Here is a 21,724-nt window from a genome sequence, read left to right on the forward strand (position 1 = left end):
CCGCATCCCCGGATGCGGCCTTTTTTTGTGCCTTTATTCGGTCGCGCCCGGACCGAAGGGGCGGATGAGAATGATCAGTCTCGGCAGCAGTGTCAGCGCGCCCAATAATGCCATGAACATGGCGAAGCCGGTGAACAGCCCGAAGTAGATGGTCGGGATAAAATTGGAAAGCACCAGGATCGAGAACCCGACGATAATGGTCAGCGAGGTGTAAAACATCGCGCGGCCGATACTGCGGTGGCAGCGATGCATAGTGGCAAGATAATCCCGGTCCTTGGCGAATTCGGTCTTGAACCGGTGGATGTAGTGGATGGTGTCGTCCACGGCGATGCCAACGGTAATGGCCGCAATGGTGATGGTCATCATGTCCAGCGGAATTCCGAGCCAGCCCATCAGGCCCAACACCGAGCCGGCGGCAATAAGGTTGGGGGCAATACCTATCAGGGCCAGCTTGAGTGAGCGGAACAACAGCAGGAACATGATGGTGATTACTACGAACACCGCCCCGATGGTCTTGATCTGGGAATCGAACAGGCTCTGCAGCATGTTGTTGTACATGACGGTCATGCCCGCAAACAGCACCTGATCCTCTTCGTAGCCGAGTTCTGTTGTCAGGTGAGTGCGGATGCGGTCCAGTAGGGCTTGTCGGCGCAGCTCTGGCATGGTCTCCAGAATCCGGATGCTGAACCGGGCCTGATCGTGCTCCTCGGAAATGTAGGGCGTCAGCAGGGTGTCCTGCAGATCGTCCGGTACGGCCGCAGGCACAAAGGCCAGTTCCAGTGCGTCCAGCGGCTCGCCCTGATTGATCTGGGCAAGGATCTCCAGGGTGGTGGTGATCGACAGTACCTTGCCAGTTTCCGGCAGGCTATCGAGGTAATCGTGGACCTGCTCCAGACGTTGCATTTTCTGGTAGGTGTACCAGGTATCCCGGTATTCCTCGCCGTCGCCACAATCCTCAACAAACGGGTCGCAGCTGCTGGCAAACGGGTCGCTGTCGGTGCTGGCGTTCTCCGGCGCCGGGTCGTCGGTAATCACGATGTCCAGGGGCGTGGTGCCGCCCAGGCGGTCGTCGATGGTGATCATGCCCTGGTGGATTTCGGTCGACGGCTTGAAGTAGTCGATGAAACTGTTTTCCACCGTCAGCCGGCTGACCCCAATGGCACACAGCACGGCGATGACCGCCGAGCCCACCAGCACGCTCTTGCCAAACCGCTCGGTGAAGCGGGCAAAGGTGTCGGTAAACGGCACCCGGTCGGAGGTGACTGTCCAGTCCGCCTTGGGTGGCAGTAGCCGCAGCAATACCGGGAAGATCAGGAAGGTGATCAGGAAGGCCACGGTCAGGCCCAGGGTCATCATCCAGCCGAAGTCGATCACCGGGCGGATGCCGCTGAAGGTAAGGGAGCCAAAGGCGACAATGGTGGTGATGGCCATGTAGAAGCAGGGTTTGAACATGGCGGCAAGGGTTTGGCGCAGGGTTTCCCGGGGCTCACCCTCGGTGTCGTCATGCTGGAATTCCCGGTACCGCACCATCAGGTGAATGGTCAGGGACAGGGTCATGATCAGCAGCAGTGCAATAAAGTTGGCGGAAATCACGGTAACCGGCCACTGGGCCCAGCCCAGGAAACCGATCATCAGCCACACGGTAAAACCACAGCACAGCAGTGGCACCAGTACCCAGCGCCACTGGCGGAAGATGATAACCAGGGTCAGCACCAGAAACGCCAGCACTCCCAGCCCGAAGGTGGACAGGTCATTCTTGATGAAGCGAATCATGTCCGACACGATCATAGGCACGCCGCCAAGATGGATCTCGGCGCCGTCGCGGTAGCTGTCGAGAATGCTTCGCACACGCTCGATGGTGGCGTCGCGCTCCTCGCCCTGGGTTTCGGTGAAGCCGATGAAGGCTTGCTGGGCCGCTTCCAGTTGTTCCTGCTCGGCAGCCGAGGCATCGTCAGCCTCTACCTTGTCACGCAGCTGGTTCCGTTCCCGCAGCAGTTCAAAATACCGCTCCGGGGTCGGCAGGTTGACCTGGATGGCGGTGGTCCGGGCATCCTCGCTGATCAGCAGGTTGGGGTAGAGCGGGTTGTCCAAGAGGGCAGTGCGGACGGTATCTGGCGGGACATTGTCTTCATCTACGGTCTTGATTTCGGCATCGACGGTGTCCAGGGTCAGCTCGGGACTGTGCAGCAGGGGCACGTTCAATATGCTGTTGGTGGATCCCACCGCCGGCAGTGCCTGGAGTTCGTCGCGCAGAGCTTGAAGCCGGCCCAGGCCGGCCTCGGAAAAGAGTTCACCCTCGGGGGTGTAGGTGACGATGAGGAAGTCGTCGGAGGTAGTGAAGCGACGGTTGACCTTGCGGTACTGCTCCAGCGATCGATCGTTTTCCAGCACCAGAGACTCGGCCGAGGCATCCAGCCGGAACTGGCCGAATTTGATGGCTGCTACGGCCAGCAGGAGAGCAAAAATACCAAGAACTACCAGGGGACGAGCAAGGATCAGGCGATCGTACAGGGTACCGAACCGGTTCATGAAGCAACTACTCAGCTGAAAACGAGTGCAGAGTGTGCCACAAAGTGCCGCGAACTGTGACCTTTGGCTGGGCTTTGTTTGGCGCCTGGCGGCGCCGGATCAGTCGACCGCTTTGACCGGAATCTGCATGGCGTTGTCGACTTGCGGAACCTCTGGCACCGCAAGGCCCAGGTTGTTCTGGTCAAAGACCTTATCGGCTCGGTAGCTTGAACGCACCATTGGGCCTGAGGGCACTTCCATAAAGCCTTTTTCCAGGCCCAGCTCCCGGTATCGGTTGAACTCTTCCGGCGTGACGTAGCGCTCCACCGGCAGGTGGTTCGGTGTCGGGCGCAGGTATTGGCCGAGAGTCAGGATATCCACCCCGATGGCACGAAGGTCGTCCATGGTTTTCAGGATTTCCTCTTCGGTTTCACCCAGGCCCAGCATCAGGCTAGTCTTGGTGAGCACGTCGGGGCGATGCTTCTTGGCGTGAGCCAGCACGCTGAGGGTTTTTTCGTAACCGGCGCGGGGGTCACGTACCCGGCTGGTCAGGCGCTCTACGGTTTCGACGTTCTGGGCGAAGACGTCCAGGCCGGAGTCCACCACCTTCTCTACGTGGGGCATCACCGCGTCGAAATCCGGGGTCAGTGCTTCAACGGCTACCTGTGGAGTCCGCTGCTTGATGGCCGACACGCAGGCCGCGTAATGCGCGGCACCGCCGTCGTCGAGATCGTCCCGGTCGACCGAGGTCAGAACAATGTAGCGCAGCCCCATCAGCTCCACCGACTTGGCGGTGTTGTCCGGCTCGTCGTGATCCAGCCAGCCCTTGGGGTTGCCCGTGTCCACTGCGCAGAACTTGCACGCCCGGGTGCAGACCGAACCCATCACCATGATGGTGGCGGTGCCGGCTGCCCAGCATTCGCCAATGTTCGGGCAGTGGGATTCCTGACAGACCGTGCTCAAACGGTGGTCGCTGACATTCTTGCGAACGGCCTCGTAACGCTCACCGCCGGGCATCTTGGCCCGCAGCCACTTGGGCTTGCGCTCTACCGGTTTGGATTCCGAGGTCTCGCCCGAGCTGCGCTTGATACCATCCTTGATGGCGGAAAAGCCGTGCTCGTTACGGAATTTGGAACCACTGGTAATGCGGGGTTTTACGCTGTCGCTCATAGCAACGGGACTCTCGTTTGGGCATGCGTCAAAGCGCATGCAATGAGGCATTCAAGCAGAAAAAATTGGTCAGTCTTTAAGGGTAATGTCAGGCGGGGCCAGTTACAAGGCGGGTAGGGGCAATCACGGGGTTACCGGGCACGACATTGGTCGTACCCGGTAAATTGGAGACGCTGGCTTATCAGGCCTGGGCGGCGTCCAGCGCCTGGGTGATGTCGGCGATCAGATCATCAACGTGTTCAATGCCGATAGACAGGCGAACCAGATCCTCGCTCACACCGGCGCTCTTGAGCTCGTCCGGGCTCAGCTGGCGGTGGGTGGTGGAGGCCGGGTGACAGGCCAGGGACTTGGCATCGCCGATGTTGACCAGGCGGTAGATCAGCTGCAGGGCGTCGATAAACTTCGCCCCGGCCTGGTGGCCGCCCTTGATGCCAAAACTCAGAATGCCGGAGGCCTTGCCGCCGCAGATTTTCTCACAGGTGGCTTTGTACGGGCTGTCGGCCAGCGCCGCGTAATTAACCCACTCCACCGAGGGATGCTGCTGTAAGAAGTTGGCGACCTTTTCCGCGTTCTCGCAGTGACGCTCCATGCGCAGGGACAGGGTTTCCAGGCCCTGCATGATCAGGAAGGCGTTGAACGGAGCCAGCGCGGCGCCGGTGTTGCGCAGCGGGACCACACGACAGCGACCGATGAAAGCGGCTGCGCCCAGGGCGTCGGTATAGACCACGCCGTGGTAGGACGGATCCGGCTCGTTCAGCATCGGGAACTTGTCGGCACTGGCTTTCCAGTCGAACTTGCCGGAATCCACCACAATGCCGGCAACGGTGGTGCCATGGCCGCCGATGTATTTGGTCAGGGAGTGCACGACGATATCGGCACCGTGCTCGAACGGACGGCACAGGAACGGGGTGGCGACAGTGTTATCCACGATCAGCGGGATGCCGTGACGGTGGGCGATGTCGGCCCAGCGCTGAATGTCCACCACGTTGCCGGCGGGGTTACCGATGGATTCGCAGAACAGGGCCCGGGTGTTGTCGTCGATGGCCTGTTCAACGGCGTCAAAGTCGTCATGTGGGACCATGCGGCAGTCGATGCCCTGGTTCGGCAGAGAGTGGGCAAACAGGTTGTAGGTGCCGCCGTAGAGCTGGCTGGTGCTGACGATGTTGTTGCCAACCTTGCAGATGGTTTGCAGGGCATAGGTGATCGCCGCCATGCCGGATGCCAGGGCCAGCGCGCCAATGCCGCCTTCCAGTTGGGCCATCCGTTCCTCAAGAACACCGTTGGTGGGGTTCATGATGCGAGTGTAGATGTTGCCTTGTACCTTCAGGTCGAACAGATCCGCACCGTGCTGGGTGTCGTCAAAGGTGTAGGAGGTGGTCTGGTAGATCGGGGTGGTGGCGGCGTTGGTTGCCGGGTCTCCGCTGAAGCCCGCGTGCAATGCCAGGGTTTCGAGTTTCATTGCAACTTCCTTGCTTGTGGTTTGTTGAAGTTATTGGTGTTGATCAGCAGTATGCCACAGAGTTTCAAATCGTCGAATGGGCCTGGTTGTCACACCGGTCAAACGAGAGCGCCGTGCACCATCGCTCGCAACTCCTGGCGAATCGGGTAGGTTGAAGAGGGCATGAGCTGGGTCATGAACACCACTACCATGTCCTCCACCGGATCGACGAAAAAGTTAGTGCTGGCCAGGCCGCCCCAGCCATATTCGCCCACGGAGCCGATGGTGTGGGACTTGGCCACGTCGGTTTTGACCGAGAAACCCAGGCCAAAGCCGTTGCCCTCGTAAGGTGTTTCGCTGAAAGCGCCGATCGACAGCGTCGGCAGATCCTGATTGCCAGGCAAATGATTGCTACGCATGAATTCCAGGGTTTTTCGGCCGATGATGCGCTCGCCCTGGTACTCGCCGCCCTGGCACAGGGCCTGGGCAAACCGGTGGTAGTCGCTGATCGTGGACACCAGCCCGCCGCCGCCGGAAAGGAAACCCGGGGTTTTCAGGTAGCGCGAACGCTGCGGATCGTCTTGCAGCTTCATGGTGTCACCCGGTTGGTGCAGGTAGCAGGCGGCAAAGCGATCCAGCTGAGCCTGAGGTACCTGGAAGCCGGTATCAATCATGCCCAGAGGGTCAAAGATGTGCTCCTGAAAGTAGTCGTCGAGCGGTTGATCAGACAGCTTCTGTACCAGGTAGCCGAGCACATCGGTTGATACCGAGTAATTCCAGGCGGTGCCGGGTGAATACTCCAATGGCAGATCGGTCAGCCGATCGACCAGTTTGTCCAGAGTCAGGGTGCCGCTGCCATCCAGTTTGAGCTGGCGGTAGGCGGCATCAACCTCGGTGCGGTCCAGAAACCCGTAGGTCAGGCCCGACATATGGGTGAGCAGGTCGCGTACGGTCATGGCGCGGGTAACCGGTTGGGTCTCGAAATCCGGCCAGCTTCCGGCTTTGTAGACTGCCAGATTGCGCCACGCCGGAATGTATTTGTGCACCGGATCGTCTAGCAGGAAGCGCCCCTGCTCATAGAGCTGCATCATGGCGATGGAAGTCACCGGCTTGGTCATGGAGTAGATGCGGAAGATGGTGTCGTTCCGTGCTGGCTTGTTGCGCTCTACATCCATCAAGCCTTGGGCGTGGGTCCAGACCACCTGCCCGTGGCGGGCCACCAGGGTAACGGCGCCGGGTAGCTTGCCGGGCTTGATGTAGTTGTCATCAAGATGACTTGCAATGCGCTCCAGACGATCCAGCGACAAACCGGCGACAACGTTGGGTTGGGGCATGACGGACTCCTTCGGGTAAAACCGGAGCTTATGCCATTCTGACGGCGGCGAGAAGGGTGGCGGCCGGCGGATCCAGCCGGGTAGGGAAATGCCGGGATTCACATTCTGAAAGCCAATCAGCACAATGACGCGCCATTCCTCGGGAGGTGACGATAAATGACAAATTGGGTTTTTCTGGCGTTGGCGATTGTCGCGGAAGTGGTGGCCACTTCGTCGCTGAAGGCGAGTGATGGTTTCACCCGGCTGACGCCCTCGTTAATCGTGGTTGTGGGCTATGGCGTGGCCTTTTATCTGCTGTCTTTGGCGTTACGAAGCATACCGGTGGGAACCGCCTACGCGATCTGGGCTGGTCTGGGGATTGTTCTGGTGGCGGCAGCGGGCTGGCTGTTGTTTGACCAGAAACTGGATGCCTGGGGTGTGGTTGGCATGGCGCTGATCGTATCCGGGGTGTTCGTGTTGAACGTGCTGTCCCGGGCGGGTGGTCACTGACTGGGTGGTGATTCTACAGGTTGGGGTGATACCGCGATCAGACCTGTGGATTTCGTTATCCTGTCGGCTGTGGGTATACTCAGATTGCGAGTTTGATCTCTCTATCCTGAATGGGGCGCCACATCAGAGCGATGAACCCTTCCAAGACGTTGCTTGCCGTTCTCTGCGGCTTTTTCCTGTTGGCTTTCTCGTCTTTCAGTCTGGCAGGTGTGCTTCGTATCCTCGCTCCCGATTTACCGGGCACCTCCGAACCGGGCGGCAAGGGCCGGGATGCCGAAACCGTCAAGCGAGTGTTACAGCGGTGCGGTTATGAGGCTAAATTCCTGATCCAGCCATTTGGTCGACACATCTTTACCTATCGGGATTCCAATAAAGCCGACGCGGTGATGACGGTGCCCCTGGGCGCTAAGCTCCCCGGTTACTCTACCGCGGCCTACATCTGGTATCAGAACGGTGCTATTTACGACGCCAATCGCATTCCCCCAATTACCACTGTGGATGATCTTCGGGGCCGGAAGGTGGTGACCTTCAAGAATGGTATTGAGTTGCTCGAGCTGGAAGATTTTGAGGCCAGTTTGGGCTCGGTCCTCGAGCTCTCCAACCAGCGGATTCACTCCCACCTGCTGATGCTTGGGCGGGTAGACGCCATTCTTGCCGACGGGCTGATCGTGGCGGAGATCAACCGGCGAATTTTGACTTCAACAACTGCCATGCTTGAGTTGGACCAGTTGCCAGACCTGAAATTTGCCCCCATTTTTACACCCACTCCCTACAAACTGGTGTTCCGCGACCCATCGCTGGCCGAAGCTTTCGATCGCTGTTTTGACCAGGCTTACGCTGACGGTTTGATAATGGCGATCGATGAGAAGTATATAGGTCGGTTCCAGCGAGCGCTGGGTTATCGTTACCTGGGATTCTGAGCTGGTCTGGGATTGGGGAACTTTGGGCTAGTGTCCGCCGTCTTCACCGCCATGGCGGCGACGCTTAAGGTAGTCGTGGATAGAAGGGTAGAAAAACACCGCCAGGCAGGTGGCGAACAAAGACAGGGAGACAGCGACCGTTTTCAGGCTGCTTCCGGCCGAAAGCAGGCTAACGGTCACCACCAGAACGATCAGGAACAGGGACTCGGCTTGTCGCGATTGCATGATGTGAACTAACCAGAAAGAGTTCAGGGAGCCAGAGTCTGATATTACCGCAATAGCCTGGTCTTGATTGTCAAAGGTTGTGTAATTTGCCCGTCGGTTGGTAAACGATTGCTCGATGGGTGCGCCTCAGCTGTGAATGACTATGTGATCCCGTCCGGAACTCTTAGCCAGGTACATTGCGTCATCTGCCGGGATAACAGGCTGCCGATGCTCTCACCCTCACGCAACTGGGCCACCCCGACACTGATGGTCAGTGTGGGCGCACCCTCGTCATCGGAAATGATCACATCCCGGAGCTGGCTGGCCAGCCGGTCCATGATTTTGACGGCCTCGGCACTGGTGGTGCAGGGCAAGCCGGCGATGAATTCCTCGCCACCCCAGCGCGCAAACAAATCCTCATCGCGCGCCTCACGCTGGGCGATGGCAGCAAAAGCCTTGAGCGCGTCGTCGCCAGTCTGGTGGCCGAATTGATCATTGATGCGCTTGAAGTGATCGAAGTCGATGATGGCGATCGAAAAGTCGGTTCCGTGGCGCTTGGCCCGGGCTACTTCCTTCTTCATTGATGTTTCCATCATTCGGCGGTTGCCCAGCCCGGTCAGCGGATCGGTCGCCGCTAAACGCTCCATCTCTAGGCGGGTTGAGGTCAGTGAGTCCAGATGCCGCTGACGCTGGATTTCATTGCCAATCCAGTCTGCAAACAAACGGATCAGCTCAATGTCCTGGCCGGTGAACGGGCGGGTTTCCTCGGGGCTGGAGAAGTTCAGGGTGCCGAAGCGGCCGCCGTCGACAAAAATGGGCGAGCCCAGGTAGGCCTCCAGTCCAAAAGTCTGGTAGCAGGGATGACTGTTGATCCTGCTCTCGGCGACATGGTGGAAGCCCTGCACATCATTGGCTTCAAAAACGTGAGAGCAGTAGGTGTTGCCCAGCTCAAAGGTCATGCCGGGGGACAAAGCGTTTTCCGGGTGTACCGCCCTGATCACGGTGTAGGTGGCGCCATCAATCTTGCTGAAGATGGCGATCGGGAGCCCAAAATGATCAGCGCCCAGTTCCAGGATCGCATCCACCCGTTCATTGAAGGAAAGGCTCTGGTTCGAGGTAATGCTGTGCAGGCGGTTCAGTGTGCGCTCGGCGGACAGTCTCGCTGAGACGTCGCGGATCAGGCCCACAAAATAGATCAGCTTGCCGTGCTCGTCGTGGATGGGGCCGCCCTGGGTTTCACCCTCAAATGTTTCGCCGTTCTTGCGGGCATAAGTGATGGTGTAAAGGGAGGTTTCACTGGCAGTCGCGTTGTAACGCTGTCGGCCCTGTTCCTCAAATTCATCGGGGGAGGCGTAGAGCATCTTGATTTTTTGGCCCCATACTTCTTGCTCCGAATACTGGAACAGTGACTCTGCGGCGGCGTTAACCATCACGATTTCGCGTTGCACGTTCGCGATAACCACCGCGACATCCAGTTTATCGAAAACGGACCTTAAGAGGGGGGGGCAACCGGTCATCGCTAATGGTAGGAGTGATGTGGCTTGAGCTCAATTTGCCTCCTGCGCGCCCGCTTTTTATTTTTGTGGCAAGGATTCCTGCAGCCAGCATAGCCGTAGACGCTGCTCTGTACTAGCGCAGCCTGCCGACTGGCTCGTCACCCGCGGGTTTCAGTGTTGGGCCCTTGTGTCCAGTTCCTCCCCGGAATCCGGGTCTGGAAACACGGTGTCGTAACACCAGGTGAACACAAACGCGTACACCAGGTAAAAGAGCACAAAAGCAACGTCGACAATCAGGGCCTCGATGAGTCCGATTCCCATCCACCAGGCGATCACCGGCAGAAATGCGATCATCAAGCCTAGCTCAAAGCTGATGGCGTGAACGAATCGTACCGGCAGGGTTTTACGGGTTGAGCCGGTCAGGCGCTTCAGGCCGTGATCGAAGGCCAGGTTGAACACATAGTTCCACATCGTGGCCATGGTTGCACCGACCACACCGAGGACGCCGGTTTTACCGAGATCGTACCCGAAGGTAAACGCAGCCAGGGGGATGGATAACAGGAGGCCAATCACCTCGAACGAGATGGCCTGGCGAATTCTGTCTTTGATCGTTCTCATAGCAGGACCATACGAAGGCGGGTCGTCCCGCGTTCAGTTCCCGGGAAGGGTGGGGTCGTCCCCAGTAAAGTGCCGCTAACGAAAAAAGGGCCACGACGTTAATCGTGGCCCTTTTCGAAGTCTGGTAGCAAGGGGCGGAGTCGAACCGCCGACCCCAGCATTATGAGTGCTGTGCTCTAACCAACTGAGCTACCTTGCCATTTCGTTCCGGGCGTTGCCCCAAACGAGGCGCGTATTTTCAGTATTTGGGCCCATCCTGTCAAGGCTTTGGGCCCACTTTTTCCTGAAAAGTTACACGTTGAAGCGGAAGTGGATGACGTCGCCGTCCTGAACGATGTAATCCTTGCCCTCCAAACGCCATTTACCGGCGTCTTTGGCACCGGCTTCGCCATTGAACTGGACGAAATCGTTGTAGCCCACAATCTCGGCACGGATGAAGCCACGCTCAAAATCGGTATGGATCACGGCTGCTGCCTGGGGCGCTGTGGCACCGATGCGAACGGTCCAGGCACGAACCTCCTTCACGCCGGCGGTGAAGTAGGTCTGCAGACCCAGCAGGTCGTAACCGGCGCGAATAACGCGGTCCAGTCCCGGCTCTTCCATGCCCATTTCATCCAGGAACATCGCCTTTTCTTCGTCCTCCAGTTCCGAAATCTCGGCTTCCAGCTTGTTGCAGATGGGGACGACAACGGCGTTCTCGGAAGCGGCAATCTCCCGCACGGTATCCAGGTGCGGGTTGTTCTCAAAACCGTCTTCGTTGACGTTGGCAATGTACATGGTTGGCTTCACGGTGAGCAGACACAGCTCGCGGATCAGCGCCATCTGGTCTTTGTCCAGATTCATGCTGCGCACCGGCTTGCCTTCGTTCAGCACGGGCAGCAGCTTCTCGAACATCTCCAGCTGGGCCTTGGCTTCCTTGTCGCCACTCTTGGCCACGCGCTGAACGCGTTTGATGGCCTTCTCCACGGTGTCCAGATCGGCCAGGGCCAGCTCGGTGTTGATCACGTCGATGTCAGATGCCGGATCAACCTTGTTGGCGACGTGGATCACGTTGCCGTCTTCGAAGCATCGCACCACGTGTGCAATGGCGTCGGTCTGACGAATGTTGGCCAGGAACTGGTTGCCCAGGCCTTCGCCCTTGGATGCACCGGCAACCAGTCCGGCGATGTCGACGAATTCCATGGTGGTTGGAACCGTGCGCTCTGGCTTGACCATCTCGGACAGCTTGTTCAGGCGCGGATCCGGCATCGCTACCACGCCGGCATTGGGCTCGATGGTGCAGAACGGGAAGTTCTCAGCGCCAATGCCAGATTTGGTCAGTGCGTTGAAAAGGGTGGATTTGCCGACGTTGGGGAGGCCGACGATGCCGCAGTTAAATCCCATGGAATGCCTCTGCTGGTACTAAAAAATGTGGGCGGATTATACCGGTGTCAGCCGGAACGTGCGAGTAAGGGGAAATGCCCTCTCAGGGCGCAGGCTTGAAGCTGTGCAGGCGGTTCATGGCGGCGGCCAGTTTACCGCTGGCGGCCTCTGGCAAAACCCGCATGACCTCATCAAAGACCGCGGTCAGCTCCTCGGTTTCTTTCTTGCCGAGTCGGCCGAGCACGAAGCCGGTTACCTTCCGGCTGTCGCCTGGATGGCCAATGCCCAATCGTAGGCGCTGGAACTCTTTGCTGCCGAGGTGTGCGATGGTATCCCGCAGACCGTTGTGGCCACCATGACCACCGCCTTTTTTCAGCTTGGCAGTGCCAGGGGGCAGGTCGAGTTCGTCGTGGGCGACCAGAATCTGTTCGGGGGAAATCTTGAAAAAGTCCGCCAGAGCCTTGATGGACAGGCCGCTGCGGTTCATAAACGTGGAGGGGTTCAGCAAGTGCAGGTCGAGTCCCTGCCACTGAATACGGGTATAAAGCCCGTGGTACTTCTTTTCGGGACGGAGCGTCTGGCCCGCATGGCGGGCCAGCGCTTCGACGAACAGGGCGCCGGCGTTGTGGCGGGTATTCTCGTAATCAGGACCGGGATTACCCAGTCCGACCACCATGACAATATCCTGTCCCATTCGCCGTTGCCCCCGGAGTAATTACTCCTTCTCTTCGCCGTTCTCTTCGCCTTCTTCACCTTCTTCCGCTTCGTCGACTTTCGCGCCGCGCGGCTTGTGAATAGCGACAACCGGCAGGTCGTGGTCTTCACCCTGGAGCAGGGCAGCAACACGAACGCCTTCCGGCAGTTTCAGATCGCTCAGGTGAACAACCTGGTCCATTTCAACCGCAGTCATGTCGACTTCGATGAACTCAGGCAGGTTCTGCGGCAGACAGATCACTTCTACTTCGTTGATCTGGTGGTTAGCCACGCCGCCGTGAAGCTTGATAGCCGGTGCAGTTTCTTCGTTGATGAAGTGCAGCGGTACGTTCACGTGGATTTCGTGGTCCTTGTCTACGCGCAGGAAGTCAGCGTGCGTCAGGATAGGCTTGTACGGGTGACGCTGCAGATCCTTCAGGATCACGCTTTCTTTCTTGCCGTCCAGTTCAACGGTCAGAACGTGGGAGAAGAACGCTTCGTTTTCCAGCGCTTTCTTCAGCTCGTTGTGCCAGATGGAAATCGCGGTTGCTTCCTTGTTACCACCGTAAATGATGGCTGGAATTTTCCGTTCCTCACGACGCAGGCGGCGGCTCGCACCTCTCCCCTGATCGTCACGAGGAAATGCTTCAATAACAAAATCCTGAGACATGGTAATAACCTCAATCGTCACCTGAACTGCCCGCGACCAGGCGTTGGATCAGGTGATGTTTCTGAAAAGCCGGATTTTTCCGGCTGACTAAAAGAGTCGGGAGCCTGATTAGGCTCCCGACTCGGTAACTGCTTGTTTTGCCTGAGGGCTAAAGCGTTAAACCCGCTTAGGCGTTCTCGAACATGGCGCTGATCGATTCTTCGTTGCTGACGCGGCGAATCGACTCCGCCATCAGCCCGGCCATTCCGAGGACGCGGATTCTATCACAATTTTTAGCTTTGTCACCCAGCGGGATGGTATCGCAGACAACCAGCTCGTCCAGATCCGACGCGTTGATGTTATCAATCGCGGGGCCCGACAGAACCGGGTGGGTGATATAGGCCACAACCCGGGCCGCGCCATGCTCTTTCAGAGCGTTGGCCGCTTTGCACAGGGTGCCGGCGGTATCGATGATGTCGTCCACCAGGATGCAGGTCTTATCGCGAACGTCACCGATGATGTGCATAACCTGGGACACGTTCGCCTTCGGGCGACGTTTGTCGATGATGGCCAGGTCGGCATCGTCCAGTTTCTTGGCAACGGCGCGGGCGCGAACAACGCCGCCAACGTCAGGAGAAACTACGATGAAGTTTTCAAAGCGCTGCTTCTCGATGTCTTCGAGCATGACCGGCGTGGCGTAGATGTTGTCTACCGGGATGTCGAAGAAGCCCTGAATCTGATCAGCGTGCAGGTCGACAGTAAGGACACGGTCCACGCCGATGCTGGAGATCATGTCTGCTACTACCTTGGCGCTGATGGCAACTCGCGTGGAGCGCACCCGGCGATCCTGGCGTGCATACCCGTAATAGGGGATAACGGCAGTGACGCGTGTTGCGGAGGCCCGGCGAAGGGCGTCGGCCATCACGATCAGTTCCATCAGGTTATCGTTGGTGGGGTAGCAGGTCGGCTGGATGATGAATACATCATGGCCGCGAACATTCTCATTGATTTCAACGGTGGTTTCACCGTCGCTGAACCGACCGACAGTAGCCTGGCCCATGGGAATGTGGAGTTTCTGTGCGATGTCTTTGGCAAGCTCAGGATTGGCATTGCCAGCGAAAATCATCAGTTTGGACACGACGGCATCCTTCTCAGTATCGGCGTTTGATTCAGAAGAAGCGGGAGAAAGGTGGCTGGGGTGGCAGGATTCGAACCTGCGCATGACGGGATCAAAACCCGTTGCCTTACCACTTGGCGACACCCCAGTATCGTGCTTTTTTGGCATCATTTCAGCTCTGTCAGCTTTTTGTGTAGAGGCGAATAGTTCACCCCTTTAGCTACGAACCCCGTGATGCCGGAGGGTTTGCTTTCCCAGATAATCCGGGCTGCGGATTCTGTAGGGAAACGTCCAAATATGCAAGCCCCGGTTCCGGTTAATCTTGCAGGTCCGAATTGTGCAAGCCAATCCAGGCTTTGGTTGACCTCAGGATACAGTCTTCGAACCGCATCTTCACAGTCGTTTCGGTACCTCGAGGCGTCTCCCTCAAAAGCGGGCGCTATTGTGATTCTCGGGGTGTTTCTTGTCAACCCTTGATCTGAAAAAATCTTACCGGTGTTGATGTTGCAGCCAGGTTTCAGAACCACGAACCAGTCCTCCGGCGGTGTCGCCGGTGTCAGTTTCTCACCTACACCTTCACCAAAAGCGGCGTGGCCTCGGACAAACACCGGCACGTCGGCGCCGAGGGTCAGGCCCAGTTGTGCCAGCTCATCACTATCGAGGTCCAGCTGCCAGAGATGGTTCAGGCCCAGCAGGGTAGTGGCAGCGTCAGAGCTGCCACCACCCAGGCCGCCGCCCATGGGCAGGCGCTTGGTGATGCTGATGTCGACCCCGGGCAAGGGCGTGTTCGCACGTTTCGCCAGGGCTTCGGCGGCACGCACCACCAGGTTGTCCTGGTCGGGAACGTCGTCGAGGGCCTGGGTAAGACGAATGCCGGGGCGCTCGGGCGTCAGTGTGAGGGTGATGTCGTCGCCGTGGTCGAGAAACTGAAACAGGGTTTGCAGTTCGTGGTAGCCATCGGGCCGGCGCCCGACAATGTGCAGAAACAGGTTCAGTTTCGCCGGCGCCGGCAGAGTGATGCTGCTAGTCACGGCTTGGTGTCCAGGGTGTTCCAGTCACTGACCACTAATCGCACCCGCTTGTCGCCCTTCAGGGCGGTGATTTTCGCCGGCAGGGTGGGGTGGTCTGGCAGGAATTGCTGCCAGCGGTCGTAGCGGATTTCCCAGCCGGCCTGGCGGATGATCGCCAATTGGCTGGCGTCGTCAAACAGCAGGCGGAAGTCGTCGCCCGGGGCGGGCAGGCCTCGAATCCACCACACCAGGTGGTTCAGGGGTAATTGCCACCCGGTAGCAGCGGCCACCAGGGCTTCGGGCTCGCCGGACCGGTAAGTGTCGCCGCCGGGCAGGGTGAGTTCAATGAACCCCGGCACGCCCTTCAGGGTGGTGCTGCCCATACCAAGAAACGACGACGACAGGGCCAGGTCGTAGCTTCGCCTTGCTGGATCCAGTGGTTGATCAGCGCAGTTCCGCTGTCCGAGGGTTGGCGCACCGCCAGTTTACCCATCAGCTGCCAGTGGTCGAAGCGGGTCAGTTGCTGACTGCGCCTGGCCCAGTCAGCGGGTGGCTGATCGGTCATGCCCTCTGGCAAGGGTGTCAGGTCAATAGTGGTGCAGGCGCCAAGCAGGGCGATCAATGGCAGTAGCAGCCAGAAACGGCACGTGCGGGGCATTACAGATCACCGTTGTCGGTCAGGCGGTCGATGGTTTCGCGCAGAACACTGTGGTCGGCATCCTGTTCCAGGCCTTCCTTCCAGACAATGCGGGCCTGATCCTCGGCACCGCTAACCCAGAGCGCCTCGCCATAGTGGGCAGCGACTTCCGGATCGGGGAATGCGGACCAGGCCCGTGCCAGGTAGTCGAGGGCCGGTTGCAATTGTCCTTCCTGAAACAGAACCCAGCCCATGCTGTCGAGAATGGCGGGGTTTTCAGGGTCCAGGGCCAGGGCACGCTCGATGTAATTGCGGGCTTCCTTAAGTCGGTCAGTCCGGGTGGTCAGGATATAACCCAGGGCATTGAGGGCGACTGCGTTACCCGGGTCTTCTTCGATGATGCGCTTGAGGTCTTCCTCGGCACGTCCCGGTTGATCCATGGTATCCAGCATCATGGCACGGGCGTAGCGAATCTGAATGTTGCCGGGGAACTCGTCCAGTGCCTCGGTGGCCGTTTCCAGGGCGGCCTGATTCTGGTTCTGGTCAAGTAGCAGGTTTACTTCCAGCAGCCAGAAGTTCTCGGCTTGTTGCGGGTTGGTGCCTTTCAGGTTGCGGATGTTGGCAACGGCATCGTCCAGCCGGTTCTCTTCGGCTAGCAATTCGCTGGTGCGCGCCAGTGCCGGGAAATAGTAGTTGCCCTGAGTGACGCTCTGGTAATAGCTGATGGCCTGCTGGGTATTGCCAGCCTCGTCTGCCATGCGTCCCAGGTAATAGTTGGCTTCGTTGGTGTGGTGGCCTTGCTGAATCAGGCGGTTCAGTTCCTGTCTGGCCAAATCGGTCTGGCCGTTTTCCATGGCAACCAGGGCGTGGGACAAGCGAATACCCGGGGTGTTCGGGTATTGTTGCACCAGGCGCTTGAATTCGTCCTGGGCGGCCTGCAATTCACCCTCGCCAAGCAGCATGCGGCCATAGAGTGTGCCCATGCGGCGGTTGGCCGGGAAGCGCCGGGTGTTGGTCATCAGGTAATCGAGTGCCTGCTTCTGGGCGTTTTCCTGATAGAGCAGGTCGCCTCTAAGAATGATCGCTGGCTGGAAGTTGGCGTGTTCCTCCAGCAGTGGGGTCAGTCTGTTCAGGGCCAGACCGGGCTCGCCGGTTACTTTTAACAGCAGTGCAATGCTGTATTCGAGCTCCGGAGAATTCGGGTAGCGCTCCGCCAGCTCCTTATAGAGCTGCAGTAGTTCCTGTTGCTGTTCCGGAGGCAGGTTGCCGGCCATGGCAGCCAGGCTGTCGAAATCAGCATCGCCGCCCTGGTTCATGATCTTTTCCATATGACCCAGCGCAGTATTCAGTTCGTTGCGTTTGATGGCCTGGATGGCAGATACCCGCAGGGCCTGCAGGTTGTCAGGGTCGACTTCCAACACAGTGCGGCAAGTTGGGTCTGGGCGTTGTCGCCATTGAGGGATTGGGCAATGCGCATGGCGCGCTCGATCACGCCCTTGTCCCGGGACTTCTTGGCAGCTTTCAGGTAATTCACCAGGGTGACATCGTAGCGACCGCGCTGAGCGGCGATCTCGCCGGTAAGGAGAAGGTAGAGAACATCCGGCTCGAAGTCGGCATACTCAATGCTCGCCTCGCTGGCCGGCTTGGCCTCGGGGGCGGCTTGGGCTTCGGTGGTGGTGTCTTCCCCGGAGCCATTCAGGCTGGCGCAGCCGGCGAGGGAGAGGCCCAGCAGGCAGGTGACCAGTAAGGGTGCGGATTTGTGCATGCAACTTCCCGTGATTCTGTCGACAACTCATCAGAGATTGACGCCAACCCGCCATTGGTTTGAGCTGGATCGGCTCGCGGCCGTGGCCGGTTCCCTATAATGGCATAAGCGTCTGATCTTGCCCAACCTGTCCGCACTTGCCGCAGCGTTCAGGCATTAAGGTGGCAGCGGAGGGCGCTGGTCGTTAAAATGTCCTTCATTAACTCCTGTTGGCATAAGGTTGTACAACCAAGACATGGCACTGGTAACGCTCGGAATCAATCATCGTACAGCTCCTGTAGAGCTGCGCGAGCGCGTGGCGTTCACACCGGAGCACATGGGTGACGCCTTTGCCGAATTGCGGGCGGCGTCCGGTGCCACCGAGGCGGCCATCCTTTCTACCTGTAACCGCACTGAGCTCTACCTGGCGGGCGACGACGATTGCGCGCCGTCGGTGCTGCGCTGGCTGGCGGGCTTTCACGATCTGGACAGCTCCGAGCTGGAGCAGTCGCTGTATGTCTATCGGGATGCCGAGGCCGTCCGGCACGTGATGCGGGTTGCTGCGGGTCTTGATTCCATGGTGCTGGGCGAACCCCAGATCCTTGGGCAGTTGAAAGATGCCTACGCTCTGGCGCGGGAAAACAGCGCCAGTGGCGCCTTCCTGTCCCGAATGTTTGAGCAGGCGTTCTCGGTAGCCAAGCGGGTGCGCACCCAGACTGCGATCGGTGAAAACCCGGTGTCGGTGGCCTACGCCGCCGTCAGTATGGCGCACCACATTTTCGCCGACATGTCCCGCAACAAGGCCTTGTTGATCGGTGCTGGCAAGACCATTGAGCTGGTGGCCCGGCATCTGGCCGATGCCGGCGTGCAGGATTTCCTGGTGGCGAACCGGACCCTTGAGCGAGCCCAGACCCTGGCCGGCCGACATGGCGGCAAGGGCATTCTGCTGTCGGAAATCCCGGAATACCTGACTGACGTCGATATCATCATTTCCTCAACCGCGAGCCCTTTGCCCATTTTGGGTAAAGGCGCGGTTGAGCGGGCGTTAAAGAAGCGCAAGCACAGGCCCTATTTCATGGTGGACATTGCTGTACCCCGGGATATCGAACCGGAAGTGGCCTCGCTGGACGATGTCTATCTGTATACCGTCGACGACCTGCGTCAGGTTATTGAAGAAAATATCCGGTCCCGCGAAGGCGCGGCCCGGGAAGCTGAAAACCTGGTCGACTCCGGGGTTCAGGATTTTCTCAATCAGCTCCGCGCGCTCGATGCGGTATCAACGCTCAAGCAATTCCGCCAACGCGCCGAAGTTTTGCGCGATGTGGAAACCGAAAAAGCCCTGCGCACTCTCCGTAACGGAGGCGATCCGGAAACGGTGCTGCGCAGTCTGGCTCGTGGTCTGACTAACAAACTTCTGCATGAACCGTCGGTACAGGTCCGCAAGGCGACTACCGAAGGACGTCCCGAGGTGACCGAATGGCTGCGTGAATTGCACCAGCTGGATGTTCTCGAAGCAGACGAGCCGACCACCCCGGAAAAAATATGAAACCATCGATCCAATCTCGCCTCGAACAGCTTACTGACCGCTTCGAGGAGGTCAGCGCGTTGCTCAGTGACGCATCCGTTATCTCTAATCAAAACCAGTTCCGGGATCTGTCCCGTGAATTTGCCGAGATAGAGCCGATTGTCCATTGCTTCGAAGCCTGGCGTGAATCCCTGAACGACATCGAAGCGGCCAAAGAACTGGCCGAAGACACCGATGCCGATATGCGCGAAATGGCGGCCGATGAATTGGCGGTTGCCCGCCAGAAAAACGAAGAGCTGGACGAAGAGCTGCAGCGGCTGATGCTGCCGAAAGACCCCAATGACGGTAAAAGCGTGTTTCTGGAAATCCGGGCTGGCACCGGCGGCGACGAAGCGGCTATTTTTGCCGGCGACTTGTTCCGGATGTATGGCCGTTATGCCGAGCGCCGTCGCTGGCAGGTAGAAATTGTCAGCGAGAGTGAGGGCGAGCACGGCGGCTATAAGGAAGTCATTGCCCGGGTTGCCGGCGACGGCGTGTACGGCGCGTTGAAGTTTGAATCCGGTGCGCACCGGGTTCAGCGGGTACCGGAAACCGAATCCCAGGGCCGCATCCACACTTCCGCCTGCACTGTGGCGGTTATGCCAGAGGCCGATGAGGCCGAGGCGGTGGAAATTAACAAGTCTGACCTTCGGGTTGATACCTTCCGCGCCTCCGGTGCCGGTGGTCAGCACGTAAACAAGACCGATTCCGCGATCCGCATTACCCACCTGCCCACTGGGATTGTGGTGGAGTGTCAGGAAGAACGGTCGCAGCACAAGAACCGGGCCAAGGCTCTGAGTTTCCTGGCGTCCCGGCTGCAAAACGCCGAGTTGGAACGGCAGCAAAAATCCATGGCGGAGACCCGCAAAAGCCTGGTCGGCAGTGGCGACCGTTCCGAGCGGATTCGCACCTACAACTTCCCCCAGGGCCGGGTGACCGATCACCGCATCAACCTGACCTTGTATAAGCTGGACGAAGTGGTATCCGGTGATCTGGATGCGGTGCTGGTGCCGTTGCAGCAGGAGCACCAGGCCGAGCTGCTGGCGTCACTGGCTGATGACCAGTAATACCCCGCTGAGCTGTGAGAACTTGTTGCGCCAGGCCGCTGAGCAGATTGGCGGTGACAGCCCCCGCCTCGATGCGGAGTTGCTGCTCAACCACGTTACTGGCCTGAGTCGGACCAGTTTCCGGGCCTGGCCAGAGCGTGAGGTTACCGCCGAGCAGGCGGCAGAATTCAATTCCCTGGTGTTTGAACGCGCTGACGGCAAACCTGTGCTTATCTTCTCGGGCACCAGGAATTCTGGTCTCTTCCTTTATTGGTCAGCCCCTCTACCTTGATTCCCCGCCCCGACACCGAGTGCCTGGTGGAAGCCGCGTTGTCGCTGCCGCTTCCGGCGGCGGCTCGGGTTCTGGATCTGGGCACCGGCACGGGTGCCATTGCCCTGGCGTTGGCCAGTGAACAGCGAGATTGGCAGGTGATCGCCTGCGATTGCGTGGACGAAGCCGTGACGCTGGCCCGCAGTAATGCCCGGGAGTTAGGGCTGTCGATTGAGGTGCTGCAAAGCTTCTGGTTTTCCGGCCTTGCTCCGGGAAAATTTAATCTGATCGTGTCCAATCCGCCCTATATTGCAAATACTGATCATCATCTCCGTGAAGGTGATGTGCGGTTTGAGCCGTCGTCCGCCCTGGTGTCTGGCGTGGACGGTCTCGACGATATCCGACAGATTGTGGAGCAGGCGCCAGACTGGCTTGAGCTCGGCGGCTGGTTGCTGATGGAGCACGGCTTCGATCAGGCGTGCGGGGTTCGTTCGTTGCTGGAGAGGCGTGGTTTTGTGGCGGTTGAAAGCCGGAAAGATTACGGTGACCGTGACCGGATGACGCTCGGGCGTTGGGCTGGGAGTTCGGTGCCATCGATTCAGCAAACAGGAGAGCGACATGCTCAGTGATGACGAGCTGCTGCGTTACAGTCGACAGATTCTGATGCCCAGCTTTGACGTGGCTGGCCAGGCTGCACTGAAATCGGCGCGGGTGCTGGTTATAGGCGCGGGCGGCCTGGGCTGCCCGGTGGCTTTGTATCTCGGTGCGGCGGGCGTGGGTCAGTTGACCCTGGTGGATGACGACGACATTGAGCTGGCGAATCTCCAGCGCCAGATTGGCTTCGAGCAGTCGGAACTGGGGCATTCGAAAGCTGAAGCCCTGGCTAACCGGGTGCAGCGCATCAATCCGTTGATTTCAGTCTCAGCCCTGAACCGGCGCCTGGACGGCGATGCACTGGCTCGGCAGGTAGAAGAAGCGAGTCTGGTGGTGGATTGCTGTGACAACTTCCAGACCCGGTTCGCGGTAAATCGGGCCTGCGTGGCTGCCAAGGTGCCACTGGTGTCGGGTGCTGCGATCCGGGGTGAGGGCCAGCTTTCGGTTTATGATTCCCGGGATGCCCAGAGCCCTTGTTACCACTGCCTCTATCCCGAGCAGGGCAATGAGGAACTGACCTGTTCAGAAGCCGGCGTGATCGCACCCCTGGTTGGCATGATCGGGTCGGCCCAGGCCATGGAAGCCCTCAAGGTGATTTCCGGTGTCGGCGCACCGCTGGTTGGTCGGTTGCTGATCCTGGATGCCTGGCAAATGGCGTGGCGCGAAATGAAACTGGCTCGGGATCCTGAATGCCCTGTATGCGGGCAACATTAGACTTCGGAGAGCAGCAAGCTGGAAGGCACTTCCAAAACACGCTGTGAATACATCCCTGTACGCTCGGCTCCGCCATCCATGGCTCC

19 protein-coding genes, 2 tRNA genes and 2 pseudogenes are annotated in these 21,724 nt (G+C 58.9%); 6 read left to right on the forward strand and 17 right to left on the reverse strand.

Annotated features, from left to right (window positions below):
- Positions 1-33: 33 nt before the first annotated feature.
- The 4 genes from AU14_RS08810 to AU14_RS08825 form a co-directional block, all read right to left on the reverse strand.
- Positions 34-2,529: an efflux RND transporter permease subunit gene (locus tag AU14_RS08810; protein WP_041340364.1), complete on the reverse strand. Its 2,496-nt coding sequence runs from the start codon at positions 2,527-2,529 to the stop codon at positions 34-36.
- Between the two features lie 99 nt (positions 2,530-2,628).
- Positions 2,629-3,678: a lipoyl synthase gene (gene lipA, locus AU14_RS08815; protein WP_041340366.1), complete on the reverse strand. Its 1,050-nt coding sequence runs from the start codon at positions 3,676-3,678 to the stop codon at positions 2,629-2,631.
- Positions 3,679-3,859: 181 nt separating this feature from the next.
- A complete protein-coding gene (locus AU14_RS08820) occupies positions 3,860-5,137 on the reverse strand; it encodes an O-acetylhomoserine aminocarboxypropyltransferase/cysteine synthase family protein (protein ID WP_041340368.1) in 1,278 nt (425 codons plus the stop codon).
- Positions 5,138-5,235: 98 nt separating this feature from the next.
- A complete protein-coding gene (locus AU14_RS08825) occupies positions 5,236-6,450 on the reverse strand; it encodes a serine hydrolase domain-containing protein (protein WP_041343797.1) in 1,215 nt (404 codons plus the stop codon).
- A gap of 156 nt (positions 6,451-6,606) precedes the next feature.
- Between AU14_RS08825 and AU14_RS08830 the strand changes: the two genes are divergently transcribed.
- Positions 6,607-6,939, forward strand: a complete 333-nt coding sequence (locus tag AU14_RS08830) for a DMT family transporter (RefSeq protein ID WP_041340371.1) — start codon at positions 6,607-6,609, stop codon at positions 6,937-6,939.
- Positions 6,940-7,070: 131 nt separating this feature from the next.
- Positions 7,071-7,859, forward strand: coding sequence for a substrate-binding periplasmic protein (locus tag AU14_RS08835; RefSeq protein WP_094191190.1), 789 nt, complete (start codon positions 7,071-7,073; stop codon positions 7,857-7,859).
- A gap of 27 nt (positions 7,860-7,886) precedes the next feature.
- On the opposite strand, the gene AU14_RS08840 is transcribed toward AU14_RS08835, so the two are convergent.
- The 13 genes and pseudogenes from AU14_RS08840 to AU14_RS23275 all read right to left on the reverse strand — a co-directional run bounded on the left by AU14_RS08840 (position 7,887) and on the right by AU14_RS23275 (position 17,410).
- The gene (locus AU14_RS08840; RefSeq protein ID WP_052472004.1) at positions 7,887-8,084 is read right to left on the reverse strand and encodes a hypothetical protein; all 198 of its coding nucleotides are present in this window, start codon (positions 8,082-8,084) and stop codon (positions 7,887-7,889) included.
- Positions 8,085-8,224: 140 nt separating this feature from the next.
- The gene (locus AU14_RS08845) at positions 8,225-9,526 is read right to left on the reverse strand and encodes a sensor domain-containing diguanylate cyclase (protein WP_201773523.1); all 1,302 of its coding nucleotides are present in this window, start codon (positions 9,524-9,526) and stop codon (positions 8,225-8,227) included.
- 204 nt (positions 9,527-9,730) lie between these two features.
- Positions 9,731-10,177: a PACE efflux transporter gene (locus tag AU14_RS08850; protein WP_041340374.1), complete on the reverse strand. Its 447-nt coding sequence runs from the start codon at positions 10,175-10,177 to the stop codon at positions 9,731-9,733.
- A gap of 122 nt (positions 10,178-10,299) precedes the next feature.
- Positions 10,300-10,376, reverse strand: a tRNA-Met gene (locus AU14_RS08855).
- A gap of 92 nt (positions 10,377-10,468) precedes the next feature.
- Positions 10,469-11,560, reverse strand: coding sequence for a redox-regulated ATPase YchF (ychF, locus tag AU14_RS08860; RefSeq protein WP_041340377.1), 1,092 nt, complete (start codon positions 11,558-11,560; stop codon positions 10,469-10,471).
- Between the two features lie 82 nt (positions 11,561-11,642).
- A complete protein-coding gene (pth, locus tag AU14_RS08865) occupies positions 11,643-12,233 on the reverse strand; it encodes an aminoacyl-tRNA hydrolase (protein WP_041340380.1) in 591 nt (196 codons plus the stop codon).
- Positions 12,234-12,254: 21 nt separating this feature from the next.
- The gene (locus AU14_RS08870) at positions 12,255-12,902 is read right to left on the reverse strand and encodes a 50S ribosomal protein L25/general stress protein Ctc (RefSeq protein WP_041343803.1); all 648 of its coding nucleotides are present in this window, start codon (positions 12,900-12,902) and stop codon (positions 12,255-12,257) included.
- A 166-nt stretch (positions 12,903-13,068) separates the two neighbouring features.
- Positions 13,069-14,019 (reverse strand): ribose-phosphate pyrophosphokinase, encoded by a 951-nt coding sequence (locus AU14_RS08875; RefSeq protein ID WP_041340382.1) that lies wholly within the window; start codon positions 14,017-14,019, stop codon positions 13,069-13,071.
- A gap of 52 nt (positions 14,020-14,071) precedes the next feature.
- Positions 14,072-14,146: transfer RNA gene (locus AU14_RS08880), tRNA-Gln, on the reverse strand.
- Between the two features lie 19 nt (positions 14,147-14,165).
- The gene (gene ispE, locus AU14_RS08885; RefSeq protein WP_041340385.1) at positions 14,166-15,029 is read right to left on the reverse strand and encodes a 4-(cytidine 5'-diphospho)-2-C-methyl-D-erythritol kinase; all 864 of its coding nucleotides are present in this window, start codon (positions 15,027-15,029) and stop codon (positions 14,166-14,168) included.
- Positions 15,026-15,666: pseudogene (gene lolB / locus AU14_RS08890) on the reverse strand (lipoprotein insertase outer membrane protein LolB). Before lolB ends, ispE begins: the two are co-directional and overlap by 4 nt.
- Entirely contained in the window at positions 15,666-17,063 is a 1,398-nt protein-coding gene (locus AU14_RS08895) for a tetratricopeptide repeat protein (protein WP_330217976.1), read from the reverse strand. Before AU14_RS08895 ends, lolB begins: the two are co-directional and overlap by 1 nt.
- A complete protein-coding gene (locus AU14_RS23275) occupies positions 16,991-17,410 on the reverse strand; it encodes a hypothetical protein (RefSeq protein ID WP_330217977.1) in 420 nt (139 codons plus the stop codon). Before AU14_RS23275 ends, AU14_RS08895 begins: the two co-directional genes overlap by 73 nt.
- A 235-nt stretch (positions 17,411-17,645) precedes the next feature.
- On the opposite strand from AU14_RS23275, the gene hemA reads away from it, so the two are divergent.
- The 4 genes and pseudogenes from hemA (at position 17,646) to AU14_RS08915 (ending at position 21,638) form a co-directional block, all read left to right on the forward strand.
- Positions 17,646-18,935 carry a glutamyl-tRNA reductase gene (hemA, locus tag AU14_RS08900; RefSeq protein WP_041343805.1) on the forward strand — a complete coding sequence of 430 codons (1,290 nt, stop codon included), beginning with the start codon at positions 17,646-17,648 and terminating at the stop codon, positions 18,933-18,935.
- Complete coding sequence (gene prfA / locus AU14_RS08905; RefSeq protein WP_041340387.1) at positions 18,932-20,020, forward strand: peptide chain release factor 1; 1,089 nt, start codon at positions 18,932-18,934, stop codon at positions 20,018-20,020. The genes hemA and prfA overlap by 4 nt, the downstream gene beginning before the upstream one ends.
- Positions 20,010-20,899 (forward strand): annotated as a pseudogene (prmC, locus tag AU14_RS08910) (peptide chain release factor N(5)-glutamine methyltransferase). Before prfA ends, prmC begins: the two are co-directional and overlap by 11 nt.
- Positions 20,889-21,638, forward strand: coding sequence for a HesA/MoeB/ThiF family protein (locus tag AU14_RS08915; RefSeq protein ID WP_041340389.1), 750 nt, complete (start codon positions 20,889-20,891; stop codon positions 21,636-21,638). The pseudogene prmC and the gene AU14_RS08915 overlap by 11 nt, the downstream one beginning before the upstream one ends.
- The last annotated feature ends 86 nt before the right edge of the window (positions 21,639-21,724 follow it).

The organism is Marinobacter similis (assembly GCF_000830985.1).
Taxonomy (GTDB): Bacteria; Pseudomonadota; Gammaproteobacteria; order Pseudomonadales; family Oleiphilaceae; genus Marinobacter; species Marinobacter similis.